We start from the raw sequence: 25,025 nt of genomic DNA, 5'->3' as shown, positions 1-25,025 counted from the left end.
GTTCTCGAAAGTGACGACTTTCTCACGATGAGACTACCGATACTTTGCTCCCAAAACTTTTCTGCACCAGTGAGGTTATCTCCTTAAGACTGAATAGATTGAAGTCAGAATTTATGGAAAGTTTGACATCTTCAAATGGATCCTCAGTCAGATAATAATCATCAGTATATGGGGCGATAAAAGAATCACTATCAACGCTTGTATAAGTTGCCAGAAATTCTTTCTGAAACTCAATTGGGCTGTAATACGGATTTTTCCAGTCGGCATAGTCAAATGTGATTGCCAAAGAAATCATGCAGAGTTCCTTGGCTTGCTCCTTTAAATATTCATGCGCTTCCCTATAGAAAATCCCGCTCTCCAGGGCTGAGTTCGAGTACACAATTGGTACGGGCACTTTTTTGTACAAAGCGATCATATTATCTAGCTGAAAGGAAAAATCTACATTCTTAAGTTCAGGAACGAGTTCAGACAAAGCTTCACCTTTCTCACCTGCAGGTAACAAAAGAACTCTATCAGAGATTTTTGCAACTTCGAACACAGCACAATCAAGGAGATCTTTCAGAAACTCTTTTTTCTTTATTGTGAACTGCGTCGAAGTCTTAGATTTTTGTTGACCCAAAAGACTTTGATCTACATCCCTTTGTTCTACTTTCTCGTCTAGAACTCGACCATCTACGATCACCTGATTCTCTGCGACTATGATCTTGGGCATGCCTTGTACTTTTTTGACTATCAATTATCTTGAGAAAAACACCCAAAGATGGCCTGTCCTACTATTTTAGGTAGTTTGTTGAAGTGCAGGCGTTAAATCAAATAAATATTCAGGCGCGAAGTCGGCACCGTTGGGCCACTCGATGGTGTTAGTTTCAGGATTGACCGATACTTGCTTGAAAAAGTCGAGATCTCGCAAAGGTTCAAAAATCTCACCGTAGAGTTCTTGGGAAAGATCAACGGTGCGAACTTCTTCATTATTGAATTTGAGGCGTAACTGATAGTTCTCTAAATACTCAACCGATGTGACGTGTAAGAACATTTTGATCTCCTAATTCAAAGGGGCGATCGCTTACTCTTACTCGGCCCGCTGCAACTTCGTCAGCTTCGGGTCGATGATCTTGCGGCCCTGATTGGGAAACTTCACCGCGAGGCAGATCTTGTTGCCTGCGCCGAAGATATGCGTCACCTCCCCCGCACCGTAGGAGGGATGGACAACGATATCGCCCGCATTCCAGTCAAACTCGTGGGCACCGCTGCCGGGTTTGGCGGCTCCCTCCCGCTCCGATCGCGCATCGCGGATGGGGGTGGTCATGCGTTGGGGCATCCCCAGGCCCGAGTTGGTGGTGACGTAGTCCACCGGCAGTTCGCCGAGAAAGAGGGACGGGCTGGCGGGTTCGCGATGACCGTAGAGGCGACGCTCCCGCGCGTAGGAAATGAACAGGCGCTCTTTGGCCCGGGTGATGCCGACATAGCAGAGGCGGCGCTCTTCTTCGGTGGCGGCGGGGTCTTCCAGAGAGCGGAAGTTGGGGAACAGCCCTTGCTCTAGCCCGACCAGGAACACCACAGGAAACTCCAACCCCTTGGAGGAATGCAGCGTCATCAGGGAAACGCGGTTGTTGCCTTCTTCCATATTGTCCAGGTCGGAGGCGAGGGAGGCGTTGGCGAGGAAGGCGAGGAGAGAACTGTCTTCGTTCTCTTCTTCAAACTGCAAAACGGCGTTGTAAAGCTCCTGCACGTTGCCGATGCGTTCGTCCGCTTCCTCAGTGCCTTCAGCTTTGAGGGCATCAATGTAGCCGGAGTCTTCGAGCAACTCTTGGATGATTTCCGACCCTTTGGCATCGTCGAGGCGATCGCGACATTTCTTGATGATGCGGGCAAACTCCAGCACGCCCTTGGCCGATCGCCCTGCTAAGGTTTTCACCGACCCCTCATCCCTCAAAATTTCCCAAAGCGGACAGCCGAGCGTTTGGGTAGCCTGGTCGAGTTTGTCCAACGTGCCTTTGCCGACGCCGCGCCGGGGCACGTTGATCACCCGCTTGAGGCTGACAGTGTCGTCGGGGTTGGCGATCGCCCTCACGTAGGCCAGCACATCTTTAATTTCGCGGCGATCGTAGAATCGCAGCCCCCCCACCACTTGGTAAGGAATGCTGTAGCGGGTCAGGATCTCTTCAAAGGAGCGGGATTGGGCATTCGTGCGGTAGAGAATGGCGAAATCGCCCCACTTCAGTTCCGGATGTTGGAACTCCAGATTGCGCAATTGCCCGACCACAAAGTCCGCCTCGTGGATTTCGTCATCGGCCTTGTAGCAAAAGATGGTTTCCCCTTCGCCCCGAGTCGCTCGCAAAATCTTGTCGATGCGTTCGGTATTGTTCTCAATAATGTGGTTGGCGACATGCAAAATGTTGGAGGTCGAGCGGTAGTTTTCCTCTAGCTTCACCATGCTGCGGGTGTCGTCGTCGGCCAACCCGTCGCCAAAGTCATTCTGAAAGTTCATCAAAATGGTGAAGTCTGCCGCGCGGAAAGAGTAGATGCTCTGATCCGCATCCCCCACCACAAAGGTCGAGCGGTTGCGCCAGTCGTTGAACTGCTGAATATCTTCGCCGTTGGTAGTGAGCAGGCGAATCAGGTCGTACTGGGTGCGGTTGGTGTCTTGGTACTCGTCCACCAAAATATGGCGAAAGCGGTTGTGCCAATAGCCCAGCACCGACTCATTTTGCTGAAACAGCTTGACCGGAATCATAATCAGGTCGTCAAAGTCGAGGCTGTTGTTGGCCGCTAGAGCTTTTTCATAATGGCGGTAAACGTCCGCAACCATGCGCCCCCGGTAGTTGGGCTGCTCTTTTTCGAGTTCGGCGGGGGTGAAGTTTTGGTTTTTGGCGTTGCTGATCGCATAGCGAACGGAACGCGGGTTGAACTTTTTGTCGTCCAGGTTCAACTGCTTGGTGACGATATTTTTGACCAAGCTCTGGGCATCGGATTCGTCAAAAATCGAGAAGGTCTTTTTCCAGGTGTAGCCGTCGGGGTGCTGGTACTTCTCAATGTCGAATCGCAAAATGCGCGAGCACAGGGCGTGAAAGGTGCCAATCCACAGGTGCTTGGTGACGGTTTTATAGACGTGCGATCGCAGCTTGGTCTGCTCATATTCCGGCAGTGCCGACAGCGATTTGCCGTGTTTGGCCTGGGCTTCCTGCTCGGCAAACAGCACCTCAATCCGCTCTTTCATCTCTTTGGCGGCTTTGTTGGTAAAGGTCACCGCCAGGATACTTTCCGGGTCTACGCGATGGTTGAGCACCAGGTTGGCAATGCGGAAGGTGAGGGCGCGGGTTTTACCCGACCCGGCTCCGGCGACCACGAGTAGGGGACCGCAGAAGTGCTCGACTGCAGCACGCTGGGAGGGGTTGAGCTTGGCGAGGAAGTCGGTGGAAGCCGTCATGGGCAAGGGGCAACGTAGGTGGCAAACATCCCTTAGTATGACATCCCGGCTAGAACTGGAGAGTACTGATGACAACTGGGCTATGGCGAATGCTGCCACTCTTCGGGCGCTGCATTAATATTGGAGTGTCGGCAAGGCGCAATGAGTGAGCCAACTAGCGATGGCAAAAGGATTTGGTCAGCCCCGCTCCATTCCCACCCGCAACGCGACTAAGTTTATGCACGCGTTTGGGACATGCTATGTCGAAGCGAAGGGAGACGAAAAAAGGCTTCATCAGTTCCTCAAGGCGAATGTAAAAAAGCTAGATGAAGCGCTGCTTGCCGCCTTACCCGTGCTGCCACCAAAGCTGCTGACGGATGGCAAGTTTGGCGATAAAGAAAATATCGCGTCACTCCTTGGAGTGTTTGGCAGTTCGCTACTGAATTTTCCGTTAGGAGATCGTGCTCTCAATCTCGAATTGAGTATTGCCGCCTATCAATTGGCGTTGAAGGTGTTTACTCGTAAACTCTCATCGCAGCAGTGGGCGGCAATTCAAAACAACCTGGGATCGGCCTATAGCAATCGCATTCGGGGCGATCGGGCCGACAACTTAGAACAGGCGATTGCCGCTTATGAATTAGCATTGCAGGTCAGAACCCGCAACGCCCTTCCAGAAGATTGGGCAGCTACCCAAAACAACCTGGGATCGGCCTACAGCGATCGCATTCGGGGCGATCGGGCCGACAACTTAGAACAGGCGATTGCCGCTTATGAATTAGCTTTGCAAATCTATACCCGCAACGCCTTTCCGGAAAATTGGGCTGGAACCCAAAACAACCTGGCCGGGGCCTATAGCGATCGCATTCGGGGCGATCGGGCCGACAACTTAGAACAGGCGATCACGGCCTGTGAACTAGCGCTGCAAGTTAGAACCCGTGAAGCCTTCCCGGAACAGTGGGCGGATACCCAAATTAATCTTGGTGCGGCTTATTACTATCGCATCCAAGGTGAGAAATCAGAGAATTTAGAATTAGCGATCGCAGCGTTTAAGGCTGCTCTCCAAGTAAGAACTCACGAAGCCTTTCCTAATAGTTGGGCAGCGACCCAAAACAATCTTGGTAATTCTTTTCGAGATCGTATACGTGGCGATGAAATCACCAATTTAGCACAAGCAATTCAAGCTTATGAGTTAGCAAATCAAGTCGCTACTTGTGAAGCACTGCCTGAAGATTGGGCAATGCATCGAGGTAATTTGGCAGAAGCTCTTATGAAGCGGGCAGAACTGACTGATAACCTAACTGATTTAGAGACTGCCATTACCCTGTTACAAGAGGCGCAAGAAGTAGCCGTGCCGGGCAGTCCCGACTACATTGATTCCCAATATCGACTCGGGAATGCCCTTCATCGTCGCGGGGAACGCACCAAAACCGCTGACGACTTACACAAGGCGAGACAAGCTTACGAAACTGCTCTCAACTCGATTAACTTAGATCATTACGATCGCGCCAAAATCTGGCAGGCGCTGCCCACCACCCAATTATTGTTGGGCAGTCTCTTGGTCAAAAATGGCCAATGGCAAGAAGGACTGCAACTACTGCTGAACAGCGTGCGGCTACTAGGAGACGTCAACGATCACCACTACAACCGCAAAGCCCATGCCGATGCCCTGTACCAAACGGCACGGGCTCACGAAGTGATGGCGGATTTGGGCAATGCCCGCCTCTACTATCGGGATGCCCTGCGGCTGTATGAGTCCTTAGCCGATACCCTGGGTATCGGCCAAAGTCGCTATGGCTTAGGCAGTGTGCTCGTCTCCCAAGGCCACTTTGATAAAGGGATGGCCGAGCTGGCTCAGGCCCGCGACCGTTATCGGGAATTGGATCACAGCGATCAGGCCGATGAGATCGAAGGCCTGTATCAAATCGCCCAACAGGCCAAGCAATCCCTAGAGGAGGTCACCGTATGACCACTGCCGACGACATTTTTGATCAGTCAACCGACAATATTCAACGGTTGGGGCTGCGGGAAATTCCTTTCACTGCCAGCCCGATCGACCTGCAAACCGACACCCTCCGCCGCATTTTCACCGGGCGTGAACGCGAACTCCGCCAAGTTTTCAATCTGTTTCAAAGTCGCGAGCGTCGCCGAATTTTAGTCTCTGGGCACATTGGCATCGGCAAAAGCGCCTTCATGCTAGAGGTGCTATCAGTGTTGCGTCGCAAGCTACCGGAGATGTTGACTACCTACATTTCGCTGCCCGCCAATCTCGATCTGGCGACAACGGCCCTGATTGCGGTGGCTCGCGAGATGGCCCATGACGCATGGGCGCAGCGGCAGCTTTATCAGATGGGCATTCCTACTCCTAAGCCGCTAAAAGAGCGCAGCTCGGAAATCAGCGGCAGCCTGGGCATCGGCGGCAAAATTGGCGAAAAAGACTTGCCCATCACCGCGCCGCAATATCCCACCGTTAGCCTCGACACCCTGCTGGAACGTGCGCAAAAACAATATTCCCGTGGGGTACTCGTCGCCATTGATGATTTGGATAAGCGCAATCCAGCGGTGGTGCGCCAGCTCATGCACGATGCGCAAGGTATGCTCAAAGGCCGGGCCTGGTTCATGCTGACCAGTCACCCCATGGGGATGATGGGCGATTTGCTGACCACAGAACGAGGCTTGTTTGATCTCCAATTGCCCCTGCACGAGCTTGATCAGTCCACCACTTACAAAATGCTGATCAACTATCTCAGTAGTGCCCGTATCGATAATGACTGTACGGATCCGGATGACCCGCGATGTGTTTTACCGTTTGAGGAAGATGCCGCCCGTCGATTCTGCGAAGTGTCTCTGGGCAAGCCCCGCCTGTTTAATCGCCTGGGTCACATCGTGCTCTCGACTGCCGCCGATTTAGGGGTTGATACCATCACCTCAGCCGTGTTGGAGCAGGGATTAAGAGCTGCTAAACCTTCTCTCGAACAGCAGGCCGCTTTGAATTTTCAAACTCAGAAAGTGCGGGCTTTGTTAGAACAGCGCGGCACCCTCTCCGATGAAACGATTACCCTTGAAGACCTGGAGCAGCTTGGATTTAGTAGCTTTAGCGATATTCTCCCCTTACTTGAGAAGTTAGCGTCCGCTGATCTGGCCCATCAGCTAAACCAGGCTGACGTGACGGCTTTTGCACCGATTCCCCTGCCCTCCGCAGATGAAGAGACTGCTGACGAGATTTAACCGAACCTGAGATTTGGGTTGCTCAATTAATGCGATCGCGCCCCAACAGCAACGCCGCAACCAGGCAAGTTCAGACAATCTGGAAACTGGGGAATTTTGAGAGGAGGGAGCGATCGCCCTCAGCCTCTACGTAATTATTCCTTGCACTCAAAAGCCGAGCAGCAAGACTTCCCCCATGGAAGCAGCAGCTCGGCTTGGCAATTTAGCGATGCTCAGTTTTATCGTTTAATCTGCGGGGTGACACCCTTTGATTCCATGCAAGCTAAATAGGCCACTTCCGTTGCATCGAGCTTGTAGTCGTCATAATCAGACTTCAGATCAAATACTTTCTCCAGAAAGTCATTTTTCGACTCTTGTAAAGCCCTAGCCAAATTGGGCTCACTCAGCTGTTTGGGCAGGCATTCTGCCACTGCCGTCAGGTCGCGACCATCAGCGGCCACATATTTCGGCGTATCTGCCATTGAGTCAGCGGCAGCCGGGCTAGCCGTCCCCACTAACAAAGTAATCACGCCAACCAAGCAAGCTAGGGCAAGGCGCTGAGCGAGTGAACGTAGCTGTTCCAGACGATTCAACATAATTAGAAAATCTTATTGATACAACGTGGTTGCATCTTAACGAATTTTTATTAAGAAGTGTTAAATACCTGCTCGCTTGTTGGCGGTATCCCCATTAGCGGGACCGATCGGGTTCACGACCTGCCGGGGCAGGCGAGCAGATCAACCGACATTCCGCAGGTTGACAGGAGTCAATTAAGGAGAGGGCACTGGCAGGCCGGGAAGCCCATGAGGCGAATGATTTTGCTGCGTTCTTCCGAGCGGTTGCTGACCTGCTGGGCTGCCCCCATGAAGACTAGTACTCGACGGCATAAATAAGCATAGCCCTTATGAGGTTAAGGGCTTACCCGAATAGTTCCATTTGAAGGGCTTGGCTATGGTGCGATTGAAGTAGGCGATGAAGTCGAGAATCTTGGCCTTGAGATGAGCTTGACTGGTGAAACTGGCGCGTCGCAGCAACTTCCGCATGAGAATGGAAAACCAGATTTCGATTTGATTGAGCCAAGAGCCCTTGATCGGCACGAATTTTCCACCAGCGTCAGCATTGGCATCGTCATTGGCGAGACCAATTATGAGTCTCCAGAACACATTCTGCGGGATGCCGATTCCGCTATGTATAAAGCTAAGGGGGCCGGTAAGGGCTGTTACTTCGTCTTCAACAAAAATCTCTATCAATTGGCCCTCGATCATTTCAGTTTGGAGGCCGAACTTCGCCGGGCGTTGAAAAACAACGAATTTATTCTGAATTTTCAGCCCATTGTGGACCTCAAAACTGATCAGCTATATGGCTTTGAAGCTCTGGTGCGGTGGCAGCATCCGGTCAGGGGGTTGCTATACCCCGGCACCTTTATGCCCTTAGCCGAGGAGTCAGAAAGCGTTGAATTGATTGACTTCTGGGTATTGAAAAAAGCCTGCCAAACCATCACTGACTGGCAAACCAGGGGTTTGATTCAAGGCCCGTTGCGGGTCAGCATCAACTTTTCCGCCCGCCACTTTTCCAAGCTCAGCTTTTTCGGACGAATCGATGAATTGATCACGCGCTATGGGGTAGCGGGTAAATACTTGACCTTTGAAGTGACTGAGCATGGCTTGATGAAGGGGGCAGAGTCCGTCACCCAAACCCTAGAGCAGATTCGCGATCGCGATATTCACATTTCCATTGATGACTTTGGCACCGGCTATTCCTCCCTCAGCTATTTACACCGTTACCCCATCAACATCTTGAAAATTGATCGCTGCTTTGTACGCGATCTTCATCAACAACCGCAAAATGCCGCGATCGTTCGAGCTATTATCGCCCTTGCAAATAGCTTGAAAGTTAATACCATGGCGGAAGGCGTTGAGACAGCTACCGAGCGTGACCATCTGGCAGCCCTGGGCAGTCACTTTGCCCAAGGCCATCTCTTTGCTTCACCAATGCAAGAAGAAGCGGCTACCAATCTGCTATCAAGGGCAAAAATAGTTGATTTGTGAGCAGCATGTTGAGTACTATTTGGCCTTAAACTGTTAGCTAGGCGGAGCTGTTTCGCAGGAACATCGCTGCTTGAAATTGCCTACAGCCTGACCGCAAAACGGCCTCTGGATAGAATGAGAGAAATTGGTAGTCCTAAAGCTTTAAGGATGCGTTGTAGTAGCGGATGAAATGCCAGATTGCGCCAATATGATTTTCTGGTTTCTTAGAAAACGCTAACGTCTTCCGCACGAGTCTCGAAACGCGTTGGCGCAGGGTGCAATTGAACCGCTTAATCCGGTTGGTCTGGCCACTGTCTTTGCCAACCGCGCGATGTCGTTTACTCGGAATCACCGTTTCATAAGCCTCGCTCTCAAACAGGCGCTCAGGCACCAATGAAAAATGCGGTCTGAACTGTTAGAACCTACCGCCACGATAAATACCTCCCCCTGCTTCTTTTGTGCATTACCCAACATTTCGGGTTGGTCCTTTGCTCTCAAGAAAGTGACGTGCTCCCTAAATCAAGGTCTAAACTGCCTGATATAGAAGGGATATAGCCTTGCTTATTCTGCTCAGATTTGTGACCATTTGGGATGAGGTCACAAACAAATGGGAAGCAGATCACACTCATCCAAGCAACGGCGACTTAGATTCTGAAAAGACATCCAAATGAGGTTGCTAGAATGTGAAAATCTCACAGTGACAGTAACTTTTTCATGGAAGAATCAGAAAAATTCCGAAATTCAATCGCGTAGGGTTGTATAGCTAATCGAGCAGAGTTAGGAAAGTTGGACAGTCAAAAAGACTACCCATGAGCCCCTATGCAAAGAAAACTATCGACCTACTTACCCATCATTCTTCTACCAATTTATCTTGTCTAATCAAGCGTCTAGCATGGTCCTAAGAGAACCGTCTAAGACGCGACTAAGCCTAAAGTTTTGACCAGCGATCGCGATCGCTGGGTGACTTCAAGTGAATCTTTTTGTGTTTCCCAATAACTGTATCGCGACCGATGTAGATCAATTTTGCTATTAGCAGCTTTCTCATTTTGAGTGTTCATGATGTGTTGATTAGCTTTTTCTGATTTGGAAAAGAGTATCCCCGCAATTATTGCCGAGTTTTCTCTGAATCCTTGGTGAATTTGCTTCAAAAAGGGGGTTAAGACCTTATTCCCCGAGAGCTTGACACTTGCCAAGTATCAGCTTCTGGGAATGCTCACAACCCCGTCAATATTCACCCGATCTCAGCTCTCCTGATCACATCCGTTGAGACAAATTGACGTTTCAACGATTGATTTTTATTTAAGAGGATGCCCCATGAATCGTAACCTGCCCAGCTACGATGCTCTTTTTAGCGTTAACTTTAAAGCAGGCGAGGCGGCCCGCTCTGTTTATTCGCCAGCGGCTTACCTTGCTGATTTATTGCAGCTGATTGATGATCATGTTGACACGTCAGATCTCAACATCAGACGAGCAGACTTAAAGGAAATTTTGCTTGATGCAGAACATACTTTTTCTGAAATACCCTATCTTGATCTCGTCAATGAGCTACTGGAAAACAAAATCCTGGGTGCGCCCTATGAAACTCTCAAGAATGAGGCAAAATATCCCTTAAACCTGCCTTTCAACTTGCATGATGAGAGAATTCAGCTATATCTAAATCGCTTTGGCGTCGAAGCTGAAGCGCTATATCAGCTATTTACTCAGCAAGCTGATGCTACAACGTTAGCGAGGCTAGCGTTAGGGTTATCCCCGGAAATGGTTGACGTGATTTTCACCGATCGCGAACCCTCGGAGGCTGAATTACAGGCGTTTTATCATCATCAGGCGATCGCAGACTTAAGTGATGTCTCCACCTTTTTGAAAACGACGGGCATCACCGGTACAGAACTTCGAGAACTGCTGTTTCACCAGCTCAGTCATCAAGAACAGGAAAACCGCACCCACCTCTCACCGCCATCCTTTATCCATGCAGGATTAGGGGGATTTGTCGCGTTAGACCTGACGGCTGAGTCAGAAAAGTTGATCTGGCAAGGGCCGGGAGAGTCCATTCCTGCGACCTGGTTTAGTCGGGCCAATCGGTTGTTGCGCCTGGCCCAAGCGACTGGTATCGAGCTGAGCGATCTGGACTTAATCTTGCGGTCTTGCTGCCACAATACGCTGAACGAAACCGCACTGCATCACCTTGCGGTGATCAAGAAAATTGCTGATATGTATGATCTAGCGATCGATGTGGTGTGTAGCTTTTTTAGCGACCTCAATATCGATGGGCATGGCGATGATGAGCAACCTCTTGACCTTTTTGATCGGGTATTTAATGAGCATCTGATCGCGATCGACTACCAGTATTTATCACCTCTGGCAGACGCAGACTATCTACCCCAGCAATACGAAAAGTATCCTTCGCTCAAACACCTCAATTTCTTGGCAGATGAAAAGGAGCTATTTTCCAGCCAGCCAGAGGCGGTAGAGCTCAGAAATCGACTACTAAAGTCACTCCATCTCTCGACAGCAGATCTGCAACGCCTGATCACCCAGCTCGATGCTAAACTCAGCGAACAATTTCTGCAAAACCTGTCGCCGCTGAGCAAGCTTTCTCTGTATTATCGCATTTGCCGATTAGCGGAGACGTTAGATTTATCAATTGCGGAATTGTTTGTTCTATGTGATTTGCTAGAGCAAGATTCAAGCATTCGCCAAGTCACTCAATTTGACTGGCTCATTCATTTCACGACCCAAGAATTTAACGGCTACCAAATTTTGGCGGCGGGTTCGGTGCCGACCTCAATGTGGCTGGTGCAGACATTGTGTGCCTTGACTGACTGGATGCGGCAGCATCAGTTTGCCGCGACCGAACTCCAAGCCATTTTGGCGATAAATTCCCCTTCGGCTCAGACCGTGTCAGCGACGAAAGCCAAGACGGTATCCGGACTAGATAACCTTTATCAACAGTTCAAGCCAGTTTTATTTCAGTCGGAACAGCTGGTGGCAGAGCCGATCGCGCCACGCACCGCTCGGATTGCCTATAAAACGCTGATTGAGGACGAGTGGCAGTTGGTTTCCACCCAGGATCATCGTCTGCTTACAGCCTCCGCCCATAGCCCCCAGCTTGCCATTTATGAAGCTCTCCAGCGGCTAGCAATCATCACCCCCGCCGACTTTGTCGAGCTGAACATTCAGGAGAAACTCCAGGAAAAAATCTTGGCCAACCTCATCCTGCATGGATACAGCCGAACGGATGGCACACTAATTGCGGAGGCAATTCCTCAGACAGCAGCTGATTTGCATATCAGCTACAGTTTCGACAGCGGGGCCGTTTTTGACCACATTCATGCGCTGTATCAGTCACGGAAGAAGACGGCTGATGAGATTGATCCGGCAGAAGAGTTGGCCATTTTCCCAAGTGATTTAGAAGCGATTCAGCTCTGTGATGATGATGATGATGGATCTGGGCACCACGACACGGCACCAAAACGTCAGGAACTTTACGAAAATCTGGTTTACAACGGCCATATCAATGCCGAAGGTGAAGTGTTAGAGCCTCTATTTTTTGTCACTGTGGAAAACCGGGAAAAGTTTGAGGCCAACGTGAAGCTGGTGGCCTACCAGGCCAGTATCTTTGAGGTGATTGAAGCCAAAGTCCAGGCCTTTTTGCAGGCTGAATTCAAGGTGGATGCCACCCTATTTGCCGACTTGTCTTTAACGCCTGGAGAAGTCGCCGCGCTGATCGAAAATCTTCAGTTCAATGATTATATTGACGAGCATCAAGTTGTCATTGACAAGAAAAAACTGCTGGAACTAGAAGTTGCTGATTTTGCGATCGCCCTGGCCTACTATCCCCATCGGCATCAAATCTTGGCGGTCATTCAGCAAGCCCTGAGCCAGTTTAAGGCGCAGTTCTACACCGTGAGCGCCGCTGATTTTAGCGCTATGAGTCGCCAGGTGATTGCTGACGAAATCTACACCTACTTAGATAAGTATGATCTCGAAAACCACCGGCTGACGGAGACCGCCTTTACCTTTTTTGCAGAGGAGGAAAATGCTGCGGCGCTGCAACTCGGCCATTACTTTGACGAGAATGCTAACCGCATCGTCTTTAAGGCATTGCACGAGATGGTGCAAACATTGCAGAGCTATCGGCTCTCCATACAGGAGTTTGAAGCGATCGGTCTGGTGGCAGAGGAGGGGGGCGCGCTGCTGGAACTGCTGGTTGATCAGGGCTATTGCGAAGTGGACGGTAGCTTGACGCCAGAGCAAGTGACGTACTTCTTGAACATCAACAACGCGCTGGATATTGCGCTGGAAGGCTTCGAAGATTTTGCCAAAGATGCCTTTTTTGTAGTGCATGGGCTGGCGAAACAGGTGGATGCCACTGTGCAGATGGTCAGCGATCGCTATCTGACCCTCGCCACTCAACAGGAAGCGGCACTGCTTACCGGCCTGCAAGAGCTGTTTGAGATTCCCGCTGACACGGTGAAAACCATTTGTCGCTATGTTTTTGGGCCGGGCGAAAATTTGAGCGAGCAGTTTATTGTGCCGCTGCTGCAAGGCCACGATGAGCGCGATCGCATCACCCAAATTCCTGACAATTATCGCTTTATGGTGGCGTTCAATCGCATCCGGCAGTTTGCCCTGCTAGCGAATAAACTCGGTCTGGATGCGGTGGAAACGGACATCGTTTTTCGGGATCAAAACTTAGCGGACAAATTCTCGGAAAAGCTGGAACTCCCTGCAGGAGTGGACCACATTGAAGGGTTGGTGTGGCTCAATGTGGACAATGCTGTGGCAGACATTGCGATCGCTGAGCCGCTGCGAGTGATTCTGCTGCACACCACGCTGGATGCGGAGCCACAGTACTGGCTCTATCGCGCCGATAATTATCAGTTACTCACCGAAACGGCGATTTCGCTGGCGCAAATAGCTCATGAATTGGCTGAAGTCTCGCACCTGGATGCGACCTTTAACGATGCGGCGGGTAACGCCTGGTTAGTCTCTGGCACCGACTTTTACTATCAGCCCAAACACCGCTTCACCTGGGAGCATCAGCACCGAGAACTGGGCAAAGTTGACAGCAATTTTGCCACCCTCACCCACATCGATGCGGCCTTTGTCGATCGCGATCGCACGCTGTATCTCTTGGCTGGGGATCAGTATCTGCGCAGTTCCGAGGGGCTGCCCCAAGTGGACGAGGGCTATCCCAAAACCCTAGCGGGCAACTGGTCTCAAGAGCATGGCTTCGCTTTGCCCCCTGGCTATGACGAGGCGATCGATGCCGCTTTGATCGGCACCGATGACCAGGTGTATGTCTTCAAGGGGCAGCAGTTCATCAGCTCGGCAGATTTCCCGCAAGCACGGGATATCAACGCCGTTTGGGGCCAGGTGAAAAACCACTTCACCCAAGCCACCAAGATGGATGCGGCGCTGGCCCTGAGCGATCGCATTTACTTCTTTGTCGAGGATCAAGTCATCAGCTGGTCTGATAGCCTTGAAACCCCCGAGGGCAATGCCGACGAAGGTTCGATTCAGCCCCTCAGCCGTCTGCTACCCGAACTGCCGGACGCATTTCGGGATGGCATTGATGCAGCTTTTCTGGGCGTTGACGATCGCGTGCACCTGTTCAAAAACGGGCATCACTTAAGCGGTCAGTGGCAGATGCAGGCCGATGGCGCCACGACCCTGACCGATATCCGGGTCAGTGCGGCTCCCCTCAACGAACAGTGGGGCCAGGTGCGCAACCTGATCCAGCAATCCAATCAGCCCATCTCGGCGGCGTTTTCGGGGTTGGACGGTCACACCTATCTCTTCTGCGGCGATCAGTTTTTCCGCTATTCCGGCAACAGCTACACCTATGTGGATGAGGGCTATCCCCAGCGCATCGCGGACCATTGGGGCGGCCTGAGTGCGGTGGATGCGGCGTTTATTCTCGATGGCAAGACCTATCTGGTGGGGCGTGATGCCGAGCATGAGCCGGTGTATGTGCGCTATTCCACCAATGACTACACCGAGGCCGATCGCGACTATCCCCAAGCGATGACGGGCAACTGGTGGGTTGAGCACTTCAATCTGCCAGCGGTTGAACATCCCCGCGATCGCAATTTTGCCAGTCCCGATGCGGTCTTAGTGGCCCAGGATGGCGTCACCTATCTGTTCAAAGACACTGACTACATCGCCTATGACCGACTGCGGCGCTGGTGGAGCGAACCCCGACCGATCGCCGACCAGTGGGCGGGGCTACCCGAAAATTTTGCCGGGTTTGAAGCCGCCTTTACGGGCAAAGATGGCCGGACGTATCTCTTCTTAAAAGCCCAGACTGCCGGAACGACTCGGACTGTCTCGAACTATCAGTATCTGCGCTACACCGACCCACACTTTAACCGGGTGGACGATCGCTATCCCCAAGCCGTGCGGGAATTTTGGGGACAGGTGAAAAACCACCTGGTGGACACCAACCGCATTGATGCCGCCGGAGTGCTGGAATGGGCAGAGCGCTCGGAAGACGGTGAGGAAATTGGCCCGCTGCAGCGATCGACCTACCTCTTCTCTGGCGATCAGTTCTACCGCTACACCACGGCGGCGGGTGAAGTGTCTGAACCCTATGCCTATGTTGATGAGGGCTACCCCAAGGCGATCGCCACGGGCCTCGTGGCGGAACCCCGGTTCCAAAACCTGCCGATGCCATTGGCAGGGCGACTGGATGCCATCTTTGGCGATCGCCGCAATATCTATCTGTTTATGGGCGATCGCTGCCTTGTCGTCTCCGAGGAATCCCAGCGGCACTATGCCGAGCGCCTGCCAGCGGCTCCCCGCGCGGTGGTGCAAACGGCGGGAGCGTTGTATGTCGAGAATGAGACGGTCGGTTGGCAAACGGTGAAACATCTGGAAGGGGGCGGCGCGATCGCCCCAGTAGACCTGCCACCGCTGCTGCGGGATCTGCCCACTGAGTTCAGCCACGACGTTGATGCCGTCTTGCTGGGCACCGACCAATCGCTCTATGTCTTCAAAGGCGACCAGTGCTACAACGACACCCTCGCCCAAGCCTATCCCCTTGCCGAAGAGTGGTGGCAGGAGCGCAACCACATCGTGCTCAACAACCATGTCGATGCGGCCTTCGTTGGGGTAGACGGCAAACTCTACCTGTTCAGCGGCGATCAGTACCTCACCTACACCCCCACTGCCGCCGGTCACTGGCCCCCGGTGGCCGATGGTCAGCCCCAACCGATTCACGCAGCCTGGGGCGGCTTAAATAATGTGCATGTGGCCTTTGTGCGCGATGGCAAAACCTATCTGCTGGAAGCGCCTGAGGCCGATGGCACCTTCCGCTATGTCTGCTACTCCGCCGAGACCTATGGTCAACCGGATGGCGCACCGCAAATCGGCGACATTCGCTGGTGGAATTTCCCATCAATCTACCTGGAAGAAGGCTTTGACCGGGTGGATGCCGTGCTGGTGGACGATGAGCAAATGTTCTTGTTCAAGGGCAGCGAGTTCATCCACTACCACCGGGAAGATCATCTGTGGACCTACCCGCGCCCAGTGGAGCGCATCTGGCGAGACTGGCCCTTGGCGGAGGCAGGGGCGATCGCGACGGTTTTTCGAGATCCGAACGGCGTCACCTACTTCTTTAGCGACGATCAGGTGACCTATGAACAGGGCCGCGGCTTCACCCCCCCGATCGCCATCCGACAGCGCTGGGGCCGCACCCCCAACCCCATCCAGTCCCCACCATCGCCGGATGCACCGCCGAGGCTGATCGATGCGGCGGTGGTCATCAACGATGCCGTGACCTACCTGTTCAGCGGTGCGCACTATGTGCGCTATTCCACCCGCGACTACCGCTATGTGGATGCGGGCTATCCCAAGGAAATTGTGGGCAACCTGCGCCAGGAGGAGGGCTTTGCTAACCTGCCGGCGCACTTTGATGAGCACCTTGCCGCCTCGCTGGAGGCCACGGGACGGAGCAGCATCCGGGGGGTGGTCGCGGGTGGTCGCCACCTCTATATCTTTGTCGAGGCGGATTGTTATGTGGTCTCGCAGCAGCTCACAAACGTAGTGCCCATCCACCAGTTGGGACGGCTGAAAAACCACCTGCTGGCGACCAGCCAGGTGGATGCAGCGTTTGTGCGGCCTGAGGAACCGGGCCGATTGGACGCGCCGCAAACCTTTTTGTTCTCGGGCGATCAATACGTCCGCTATACCGGCACCGAGTACGCGGTCGTGGATGACGGCTATCCCAAGGCGATCGCCCACTTCCTGGAGGCGGAGGGGTTTGGCGTAGCGGATGCCGCCTTCCGCCGAGCGATGGGGCAGGGCATTGATGCCGCCTGCTGGCAGCCGCAGGGAGAGGTGTGGCTGTTCCAGGGGACCCAGGTTTGGCAGTTGGGGCGCGATCGCGCTCCCATCGTCGTAGCCCTAGACACTGTCCTGCCCACGGGGGCCAATCCCTTTGCAGACGGAGCCGACACCGCCTTTACGAGTCCGGCAGGTCACACCTATTTCTTCAAGGACGGGCAGTACATTTGCTATCGTCACTGGCCGCAAGACTATGTGGACGAGGGCTATCCCCGCTCCATTCGCGACCATTGGGGCAACTTGCCAGCGGCCTTTGAGACGGCGATCGACCATGCCTTTGGGTTTGAGGGCCGCACCTATTTCATCAAACAGATGACGGCCCCCACAGCAGATGTGCCCCTGAGTTACGAATATGTGCGGTATTCGGACCCGACCTATCAACGGATCGATCCTATTTATCCGCAGCCGTTCACCTATCGCTGGGGCGATTGGCACGATTATCTGCTCAGCGATATCTACACCATTGCAGAATTCAAAGACCTGCTGGATCGCAGTGTCAGCCCATCAGCCTCCGTCAAGGATTTACTGAATGTGGCGTTGGGCGCTCAAACCGCCCCCTATCAACAGCTGGGCGATGCCACCGGCTGGGATGTGGACACTGTGAAGTGGTTGCAGCGCCGGGGAGGATTTTTGCCCCCGGCAGCGGAGGTGGAGGTGAATTTCACCCTTGAGCGACTCCTGAAGATGCGCGACAGCTTTGCGATCGCGGATCAGTTGGGGGTCTTGCCGCGTCAACTGTATGAGTTGGTCTATCAACCAGCGTTCGAGTCGCCTACCGACTTGGCCGCCGTCGCCGACACCCTGTATCGGTGGTTGGGCCTGCAACACAGCCCCCAAGATTGGGAGCTACTCGCGCGCGAGCTACACGATGAAGAAAATCTGCTCAAGCAGTCGGTGCTGTTGCCCTATGTGATGGCCCACTATTTTGAAATCGACCTGCAACTGCTGAGGCTGCCCGATCGCCCAGCCCTGGCAAATCAGACCGGACGCAATCGGGTGCTGGTGGCCCAGGTGGAGGGTGAATATCACGTCGTCAGCTTTGACGCCGAGGGTCATAAAGTCTTTGGTGAGACCGAGAGCCAGTTTGAGCCAGATGAGGTTGCACCAGGTCTGCAAGCGCAACTTGAGGACATTTTTGCGGCCACCGCAGCAGGACAGCCTGCGCGGATCGAGGGGCCAACCCAGCAGGCGATTTTGCGATCGCTGGTCGCCCTCGCACCGGCCATTGTGCCGCTGCGATCTCTCGAAAATGCCCGCGATCTGTTCGCCCAACTGTTGATTGACGTGAACATGGGCAGCGAGGCCAAAACATCGAAAGTTAAGGAAGCGATTTCGGCCATTCAGCTCTATTTACATCGCTATTTTGTCAACCTGGAGGCCGTGGGCCTGAAGGAGACGAGCGATCGCAACGACCTGAAACGCTGGTGGACCTGGATGCGCAACTATCGCATTTGGGAAGCCAATCGTAAGGTCTTTTTGTATCCCGAAAACTACATTCGCCCGGAATTGCGAGACACCAAATCGCCCATCTTCAAACAGTTAGAAGAAGCGCTGATGCAGGGCGAAGTGACGAATGACTTAGTGACCGGAGCTTTTTATAGCTATCTGGAAGAGTTTGCCAAAGTAGGCAACCTCAAAATTACCGGAGCTAATGTGCACGACGATGGCGAAGATCAGGTGCTTGTTTTGTTTGGTCACACCCGCACAGAGCCGGTGCAATATTATTACCAAACATCGCGATTTTTGGCGTCGGGGCGCGTGCTTTGGGGCAACTGGCTACCCGTTGACATCAGCATCAATTCCACTCGCGTTTTTCCAGTTTATGCCTTTGGTCGTGTACTCCTGTTCTGGATTGAAATTCACACCCAGGAAGAGTCTGTGCCCTATGGCCGCAATCAGGGCAGTCCGCAAAGCGGCGGCGCGACCAAAGTTGACACCTCCGACACCGTGTTGAAATATCGAGCCAGCATCAAATACTCGTTCTATGGCTTTAATCGCCAGTGGGTGCAGCCCCAAACGTTGCAAGCAGGCATTGAACTGGAATATCAGGTCGATGCGGCCTACGTGGCCGATCGCGATAGCCTGGTGCTGTTTTCGGGGGAATATTGCCTGACCACTACCCCGCGCAATCCCCAGGGCGACATCAAACGCATCGCTGAAGTTTATGACTTTCCAGACAGCTTTGATCAGAACTTTTACAACCGAATTGATGCCGCATTTACCTGGGAGGATGCCCGTCAGGAGCAATGGCTGATTCTGTTCAAGAAAGACAAATGCGCGATTGGCAAAGTGCCAGAAGATGGCGATCGGCAAGCAATTATCTGGCAAGTCCAACCGATTGCGACAGTCTTTAAAGATGCGGGTCAGGCACCGCGAAGTAATCTGGCTTTGTATGAGCAAATTCTTTGGCACAATTTCGACAGCCACCAGTCCGACCACTATATTCGGGGCGTCGCAGCAGCGTTTAATGCCAGTGCTCAAGGCAACACGATTTGCTTGATTGATCACTATGGAGCTCCAGTATTCTTCCGACTCAGTGCCCAATCAACAAGGGACAATCTAATCTTTGAAGAGACCGTTGTTGACTTTGAAGAGGACCAGTTCTGGAAAGCCTTTTTCGCCATTTTGACGCGCAACTTCTTACGGTTAGAACCAGTAGATGCCGTCTTCCAGCAGGATGATTTGATCTACATGCTGCGCCAGGGGCAATATGAGTGCTATCGCTATGACGAGCAGGGTATTTTGCCACTCCAGAAACTGGACGGATTTCCGAAGCCCATTAAAGACAACTTAGGCTTTAACCTCGATCAGTTTTTCAACCGCTTGCATGTGGTCGAAGCCTCAGATCAGGGTCGAGATTTTGTCAGTTTGACTTACATTAATCCCCAGGCTAATGCGCCGTTGCTGAATGGCCAAGTGAGTGATGATTTTGAGTTCATTCCAACCGAATTCGTCAGTTCTAAAACTCGTCAAGTTTGGCAAGCTTTACGCACCGCATTGCAAACTATCGGCAAGGAGGGGGAAATTGTCCCCCTCGCCCCCATCTTTTCAGCAGAGGAGCAACTTTGGCAGGGTGAGGAAGCCGAGGAGTTTTTGGCCAAGTTAAGTCACCTGGCGACCTTAGAAACTCGCAGGCAAACCCTCTCCAACATTTTGAACGTCATTAACCGGATCCCTATTCGCACTGTCAACGGTGAAGATCAGGTGATCATGCCGCGCAATACTCAGGCCATCCAAGAGCAGTTAAAGTTGGCGTCTGAGGATGCCGACAATGCCGACCTGCCGTATCACGAACTCATTTTAAGCAGTCGTCAAGAACTGCGAGATTTGCGACAAGCCTTTGACACGCTGGCCCAGACTCCGACCAAGGCGAATCTCGACAACATTAAATCTGTTCAGCGGTCCAGCGGCAAGCCGATTTTGCTGGAGGCGAAAGAAGCGATCGACGGCACGCCTGGGCAACCACGCCTGTTCTTGGCCCCTGATGCTTACCATGCGGCGCTTGCCGACTTGAGAGCAGACTATCGTGAACTGCTGCATATTAACCCTGGGCAACTGGACCAGCGCTGGGAGGAAGTGCGCATTGAACATGAGCATAATGTCTGGCTGCTACGATCGCGCTTTGAGCAAATCTTTGGTCGCGATCGCTTCAAACTGGACAGCAGTATCGTCAAAAACCCAGAAGTCCGAAATGCCTTATTAGGCCAGTTAGAGCAGCTCAAACCCGAACCCCAGACCAAACTGGCAGCCGTGGAGCAATTGCGTTTGCCACAGTTGCAACTCAGCCCCGAACTGCTGGATCAGGCCACCACCGCCCAGGCCATGATGGCGACTCTAGAAACTGTTCAACGGTCTGATGAGCCGGAACTGACCCATATCGACACCACGGTCAGCGAAGCAGCCACCGCGATCGATCAGGTCTATCGGCGGGTTGGCGAATTGCTCGATCAGCTATTGGAACTGTACTTCGGCAAAGACGATGTCTTTCCGGCAGGGTTTGGCATTGATAATCAGTTCAACTTCACCTTTGGGCAACCAGACTGGCACATTTTTGAGGCCAAAAAAGGGACATTTTTATGCCGTCCCCTGCCCAGCGACTCGGCCACCGATCAGCCGTACGAAATCCTCCGGCTCACCACGACCCGCATTCCCCAAATGGGTCAAAAACTCTTTGCGGGCGGCGTCGATCGCTTGCTGTCTCTGGAGATGCAACTGGGCGACGAAATGCCGCTCTTTCAGTCCCAGGGGAGCTTCGACAGCGATGAGAATACCGACCAAACGATTACCTACAAGGAATCATTTAATGTGCGGGTTGGTGACCAGTTGGTGACGATTCGCCTGGACGATCGCGTTCCCAACTCCGCCACCCTGGACTTTCACGGCGCTAACAATAACTATTACTGGGAAATCTTTTTCCATGCACCCTATCTGATCGCCCAGACCCTGAACGGGGCCCAGAAATTTGAGGATGCGAAACGGTGGTATGAGTTCATCTTTGACCCCACCGCCGATGTGGGCGTGATGCAGGATGGCATTGCCGATGCCCACTGGCGCTTCCTGCCGTTTGCCCGCATTCCCGATCCGCTTAAGCCGCACCTGGAGGATCACCTGCATCGACGACTCGATATCGAAGACCTGGCGGCGGAAATTGCGGTATATCTCAACGATCCCTTTGACCCCCACGCGATCGCCCACATTCGTGAAACGGCCTACCAAAAGGCGATCGTCATGGCCTACATCGATAACCTGATCGATTGGGGCGACATGCTCTTCCGGCAGTACACCCAGGAGAGCATCAACGAAGCCCGCATGTTGTACGTGCTGGCCTATGACTTACTCGGCGAAAAACCCGTAGCCCTGGCCCAAGAGCCATTGCCCCCCGCCACGAACTATGCTGCTTTGCACAATCCTGATGACACCGCGGTGGATCTGCTGCTGGAGGCGGCACCCGCCACGGAGCTGGCTGTGGTGCGCGAGACGCCCCATGCCACCGTCGAGAGTCCCTACTTCTACATTCCCGACAATGACCTGTTTTTGGACTACTGGAATCGGGTGGAAGACCGGCTCTACAAGATTCGCCATAGCCTGAACATTGACGGCGTGAAGCAGGCGCTGCCCCTCTTCCAGCCACCGATTGACCCGATGGCGTTGGTGCAGGCGGTCGCCGGGGGAGCCAGCCTGAGCACCCTGATGGCCGGGGCGAGCGTACCCGTGCCCCACTACCGCTTTAACTTCATGCTGGCCAAGGCGAAGGAGTTGGTGCAGCGGCTGCACCAGTTTGGCGGCGACCTGCTGAGTGCGATCGAAAAGCGCGACAGCGAACAACTCAACTTAATGCAGCAAAAGCAAGAGGCCACCATCCTCTCGATGCTGACCAAGATCAAAGAGGCGCAGATCGGGGAAGCCCAGGAAAGCATCCGCTCGCTGGAAGCCAGCTTGGCCATGGTCGAAGCCAACGAAGCCTACAACCGAGCCACCGTCGAAGCCGGCTTGATCGATGCCGAAATCGCACAATTGACGATGATGAGTGGAGCCGTGGCCGGCCATCTGGTTTCGGTCATTGCGAGAACCGTTGCTAGCTTTGGGGGAGCCGCCCCTGATTCGTTAGTGGGTCCGTTCATTGCCGGGATTAAAATTGGCGGGCAGCAGGCATTTTCAGCTGCCAGTGCGGTTGCTGAGATCAGTCAAACCGCTGCCGAAGGTCTGAGCATCGGGGGAGAAATTGCTGGCATCATCGCCCAGCACCAGCGCCTGATGGCAGATTTGCAGCATCAGGTCGACACCGCGATGCACGACAAGCGGCAGATTCAAGCCCAGATTGAAGGGGCGAAACTCCAGCTCAAAGTCGCTGAATATGAGCTGGCCATCCACGAAAAGGAGATTGAGCATAACCGCTCCATCGCCACCTTCATGACCGATAAATTCAGCAATGAGCAACTCTACCAGTGGATGACGAGCCAGCTGTCGGGCCTCTATTACCAGGCTTATAAACTGGCCTACGACATGGCTAAAGCTGCCGAAAAAGCCTTCCAGTATGAGCGGGGGCTGCCCGAAAGCGAGGTTAGCTTCATCAGCGGCATGTATTGGAACAGCCAGCGCAAGGGCTTGTTGGCTGGAGATAGTCTGGGCCTCGACCTCGATCGCATGGAGCAAGCCTTTATTCAGGGCGATCGCCGCCGCTTCGAAATTTCTAAACCGATTTCGCTGCTGGAACTCGATCCCCTGGCGTTCCTCACGCTCAAGGCCACCGGCAAGTGCGAATTTGAGCTGTCAGAGGCGCTGTTTGACTACGACTTTCCGGGGCACTACTGCCGCCAGATTAAGACCCTGGACATCAGCTTTGATGCTGCCGAGGGGCAGGTCGTTAATGCGACGCTGACCCAGCTCAATCACAACACAGTGCTGACCGCCGACCCCAAAGCGGTGAAGTATCTGCTGGCCCCTAAAGGTGACCAACCGCTGAACCTGCGCAGCGATTGGCGGGCTAATCAACAAATCGTACTCTCCCATGTGGATCAGTATGAGAAGGGCCATGGCCTGTTTGAACGCCACCTGGAGGACGATCACTACCTGCCCTTTGAGGGCACCGGGGCCATCTCGCGCTGGCGGTTGGAACTGAATGGCAAACGTGGCGCGATCGATCTCGATCAGCTGCTCGATGCCACCCTTACCCTCAAATACACGGCCTTGCCAGGGAGCGACGCGTTTGCCGATGCGGTTAAGGGGCTGCTCAAGCCCTACGACACGGTGCGCTTCATTGACCTGAATTTCGACTTTCATACTGAGTGGCTGGAATTCTTGAGCAATGAGGAAACCTCGCTGACGCTGACCTTCACCCCGGCGCTGTTCCCCAATCTGGCGAGCAGTCGCATCACGGGCCTGTTTAGCAAGTTTGAGTTGCAGTATGACGAGCCCGTGAGTCTGATGCTCAACAACGACGACTCGATGCTTCTGCAAGATGGTCAGTTCTTAGAAACGCCGGGCCTCAGCGTGCGGCCCTACGGCACCGACTGGACCTTCACCGTCCGGGGCGACAAATCGGCGCTGAAAACGGTGCAGCTCGTTGTGGGATACAAGGCCCAGGTATAGGCACTCACCGTGCCTCGACTGCCAGACGGGATTCCCCGTTCTGTGCAGTCGCCCCAGACCCGAGGCTCCTCAGCGGTAGCCGCTGCCTGCTGCGGGGGATGCGCCCTCCCGTAAATCTTTCGTCCAAATTTTGTTGCACTGGTACCCAGCCATGACCCGACCTCGTAGTAATGCCCGTTCTGGCGGGCGGCCAAATACCGCTAAAAGCCGCCGCCAACAGCGACGTGCAGTGATGCCCCCGTCCCCTTCGTCGCCCCGGCGACAGGCTGCCGACGGCGGCGGCAAACTGACCAAAGACAGCACGATCGTCGCCCTCAAAGAGATGGGCTTCACCGTTGACAGCAAGGGACGCATCGACCCTGCCGCAGCGCGTCAGGTGGCTGAAGGGGCGACCATCTCGGCGGCGGCGGCCCTGGGGGTCGATATTCGGAAACCCAACGGCCAGATCGACACGGCCAAAGCTCGGGGGGCGATCGCCGAAATGTTGGGGGTCAACGGCAGCGGGAAGCCCTCGCAAGCGGACAAGGCCGCCCAACCCGCCGCCACCGAACGGTCACAACAGGCGGCGATCGCCGCTGCCCAAGCCCTGGGGGTCGATATCCGTGATGCCAACGGCAGCATCAATCCGACCCAAGCCCGGCAGGTCATCGATATCGCCCTCAATGTCAAAACCATCCAGGCCCAAAAACTGGGTCGCCGTGAAGCCGTGACCGCCCTCAACACCAGCCTGAACGCCATGACCACCACCACTGCCGCCAGCCGCCGCGATGCCAGCGACGCGATCGCCCAACTGCTGTCGTCTTCTGTCTTAGTCGATGGAAAAATTAATCGTCGCCAAGCCCGCAAAGCCTTGGACCAAACCCTATCGCTCCCCTAAGAGGGTGTTTGAAAAGTTCTCTTGCCAAGGTTTTGCTACCTGGGACACCTAGAAACACGACGACAAAAGAAGCATT

The 25,025-nt window shown here is 53.6% G+C and carries 10 protein-coding genes and 1 pseudogene; 5 read left to right on the top strand and 6 right to left on the bottom strand.

The window, feature by feature from the left end; all coding sequences use genetic code 11:
- Positions 1–22: 22 nt before the first annotated feature.
- From JUK32_RS08505 to pcrA, 3 genes are all read right to left on the bottom strand, one after another.
- On the bottom strand, positions 23–712 hold the full coding sequence (locus tag JUK32_RS08505; RefSeq protein ID WP_204138427.1) for a hypothetical protein: 690 nt from the start codon (positions 710–712) through the stop codon (positions 23–25).
- Positions 713–778: 66 nt separating this feature from the next.
- Positions 779–1,033 (bottom strand): DUF2442 domain-containing protein, encoded by a 255-nt coding sequence (locus JUK32_RS08500; protein WP_204138426.1) that lies wholly within the window; start codon positions 1,031–1,033, stop codon positions 779–781.
- Between the two features lie 36 nt (positions 1,034–1,069).
- Positions 1,070–3,427: a DNA helicase PcrA gene (pcrA, locus tag JUK32_RS08495; RefSeq protein WP_204138425.1), complete on the bottom strand. Its 2,358-nt coding sequence runs from the start codon at positions 3,425–3,427 to the stop codon at positions 1,070–1,072.
- A 160-nt stretch (positions 3,428–3,587) separates the two neighbouring features.
- Between pcrA and JUK32_RS08490 the strand changes: the two genes are divergently transcribed.
- Both JUK32_RS08490 and JUK32_RS08485 read left to right on the top strand, forming a co-directional pair.
- On the top strand, positions 3,588–5,372 hold the full coding sequence (locus tag JUK32_RS08490) for a tetratricopeptide repeat protein (protein ID WP_239112462.1): 1,785 nt from the start codon (positions 3,588–3,590) through the stop codon (positions 5,370–5,372).
- Positions 5,369–6,631, top strand: a complete 1,263-nt coding sequence (locus JUK32_RS08485; protein WP_204138424.1) for an ATP-binding protein — start codon at positions 5,369–5,371, stop codon at positions 6,629–6,631. Before JUK32_RS08490 ends, JUK32_RS08485 begins: the two co-directional genes overlap by 4 nt.
- Positions 6,632–6,849: 218 nt before the next feature.
- On the opposite strand, the gene JUK32_RS08480 is transcribed toward JUK32_RS08485, so the two are convergent.
- Complete coding sequence (locus JUK32_RS08480) at positions 6,850–7,206, bottom strand: hypothetical protein (RefSeq protein WP_204138423.1); 357 nt, start codon at positions 7,204–7,206, stop codon at positions 6,850–6,852.
- 471 nt (positions 7,207–7,677) lie between these two features.
- On the opposite strand from JUK32_RS08480, the gene JUK32_RS08475 reads away from it, so the two are divergent.
- Positions 7,678–8,658, top strand: coding sequence for a bifunctional diguanylate cyclase/phosphodiesterase (locus tag JUK32_RS08475; RefSeq protein ID WP_204138422.1), 981 nt, complete (start codon positions 7,678–7,680; stop codon positions 8,656–8,658).
- Between the two features lie 133 nt (positions 8,659–8,791).
- Here JUK32_RS08475 and JUK32_RS08470 read toward each other — a convergent pair.
- Together JUK32_RS08470 and JUK32_RS08465 are read right to left on the bottom strand one after the other, a co-directional pair.
- Positions 8,792–9,004: pseudogene (locus tag JUK32_RS08470) on the bottom strand (IS1 family transposase); the annotation flags it as partial.
- Positions 9,005–9,548: 544 nt separating this feature from the next.
- Positions 9,549–9,695 carry a hypothetical protein gene (locus JUK32_RS08465; protein WP_204138421.1) on the bottom strand — a complete coding sequence of 49 codons (147 nt, stop codon included), beginning with the start codon at positions 9,693–9,695 and terminating at the stop codon, positions 9,549–9,551.
- A 256-nt stretch (positions 9,696–9,951) separates the two neighbouring features.
- Between JUK32_RS08465 and JUK32_RS08460 the strand changes: the two genes are divergently transcribed.
- Both JUK32_RS08460 and JUK32_RS08455 read left to right on the top strand, forming a co-directional pair.
- Positions 9,952–24,072 carry a hemopexin repeat-containing protein gene (locus JUK32_RS08460; RefSeq protein WP_204138420.1) on the top strand — a complete coding sequence of 4,707 codons (14,121 nt, stop codon included), beginning with the start codon at positions 9,952–9,954 and terminating at the stop codon, positions 24,070–24,072.
- Positions 24,073–24,223: 151 nt separating this feature from the next.
- Positions 24,224–24,949: a hypothetical protein gene (locus JUK32_RS08455; protein WP_204138419.1), complete on the top strand. Its 726-nt coding sequence runs from the start codon at positions 24,224–24,226 to the stop codon at positions 24,947–24,949.
- Positions 24,950–25,025 lie beyond the last annotated feature (76 nt).

It is taken from the genome of Halomicronema sp. CCY15110, from assembly GCF_016888165.1.
In the GTDB taxonomy this organism is placed as follows: domain Bacteria; phylum Cyanobacteriota; class Cyanobacteriia; order Phormidesmidales; family Phormidesmidaceae; genus Halomicronema.
This window is presented reverse-complemented; position numbering and strand designations above follow the sequence as displayed.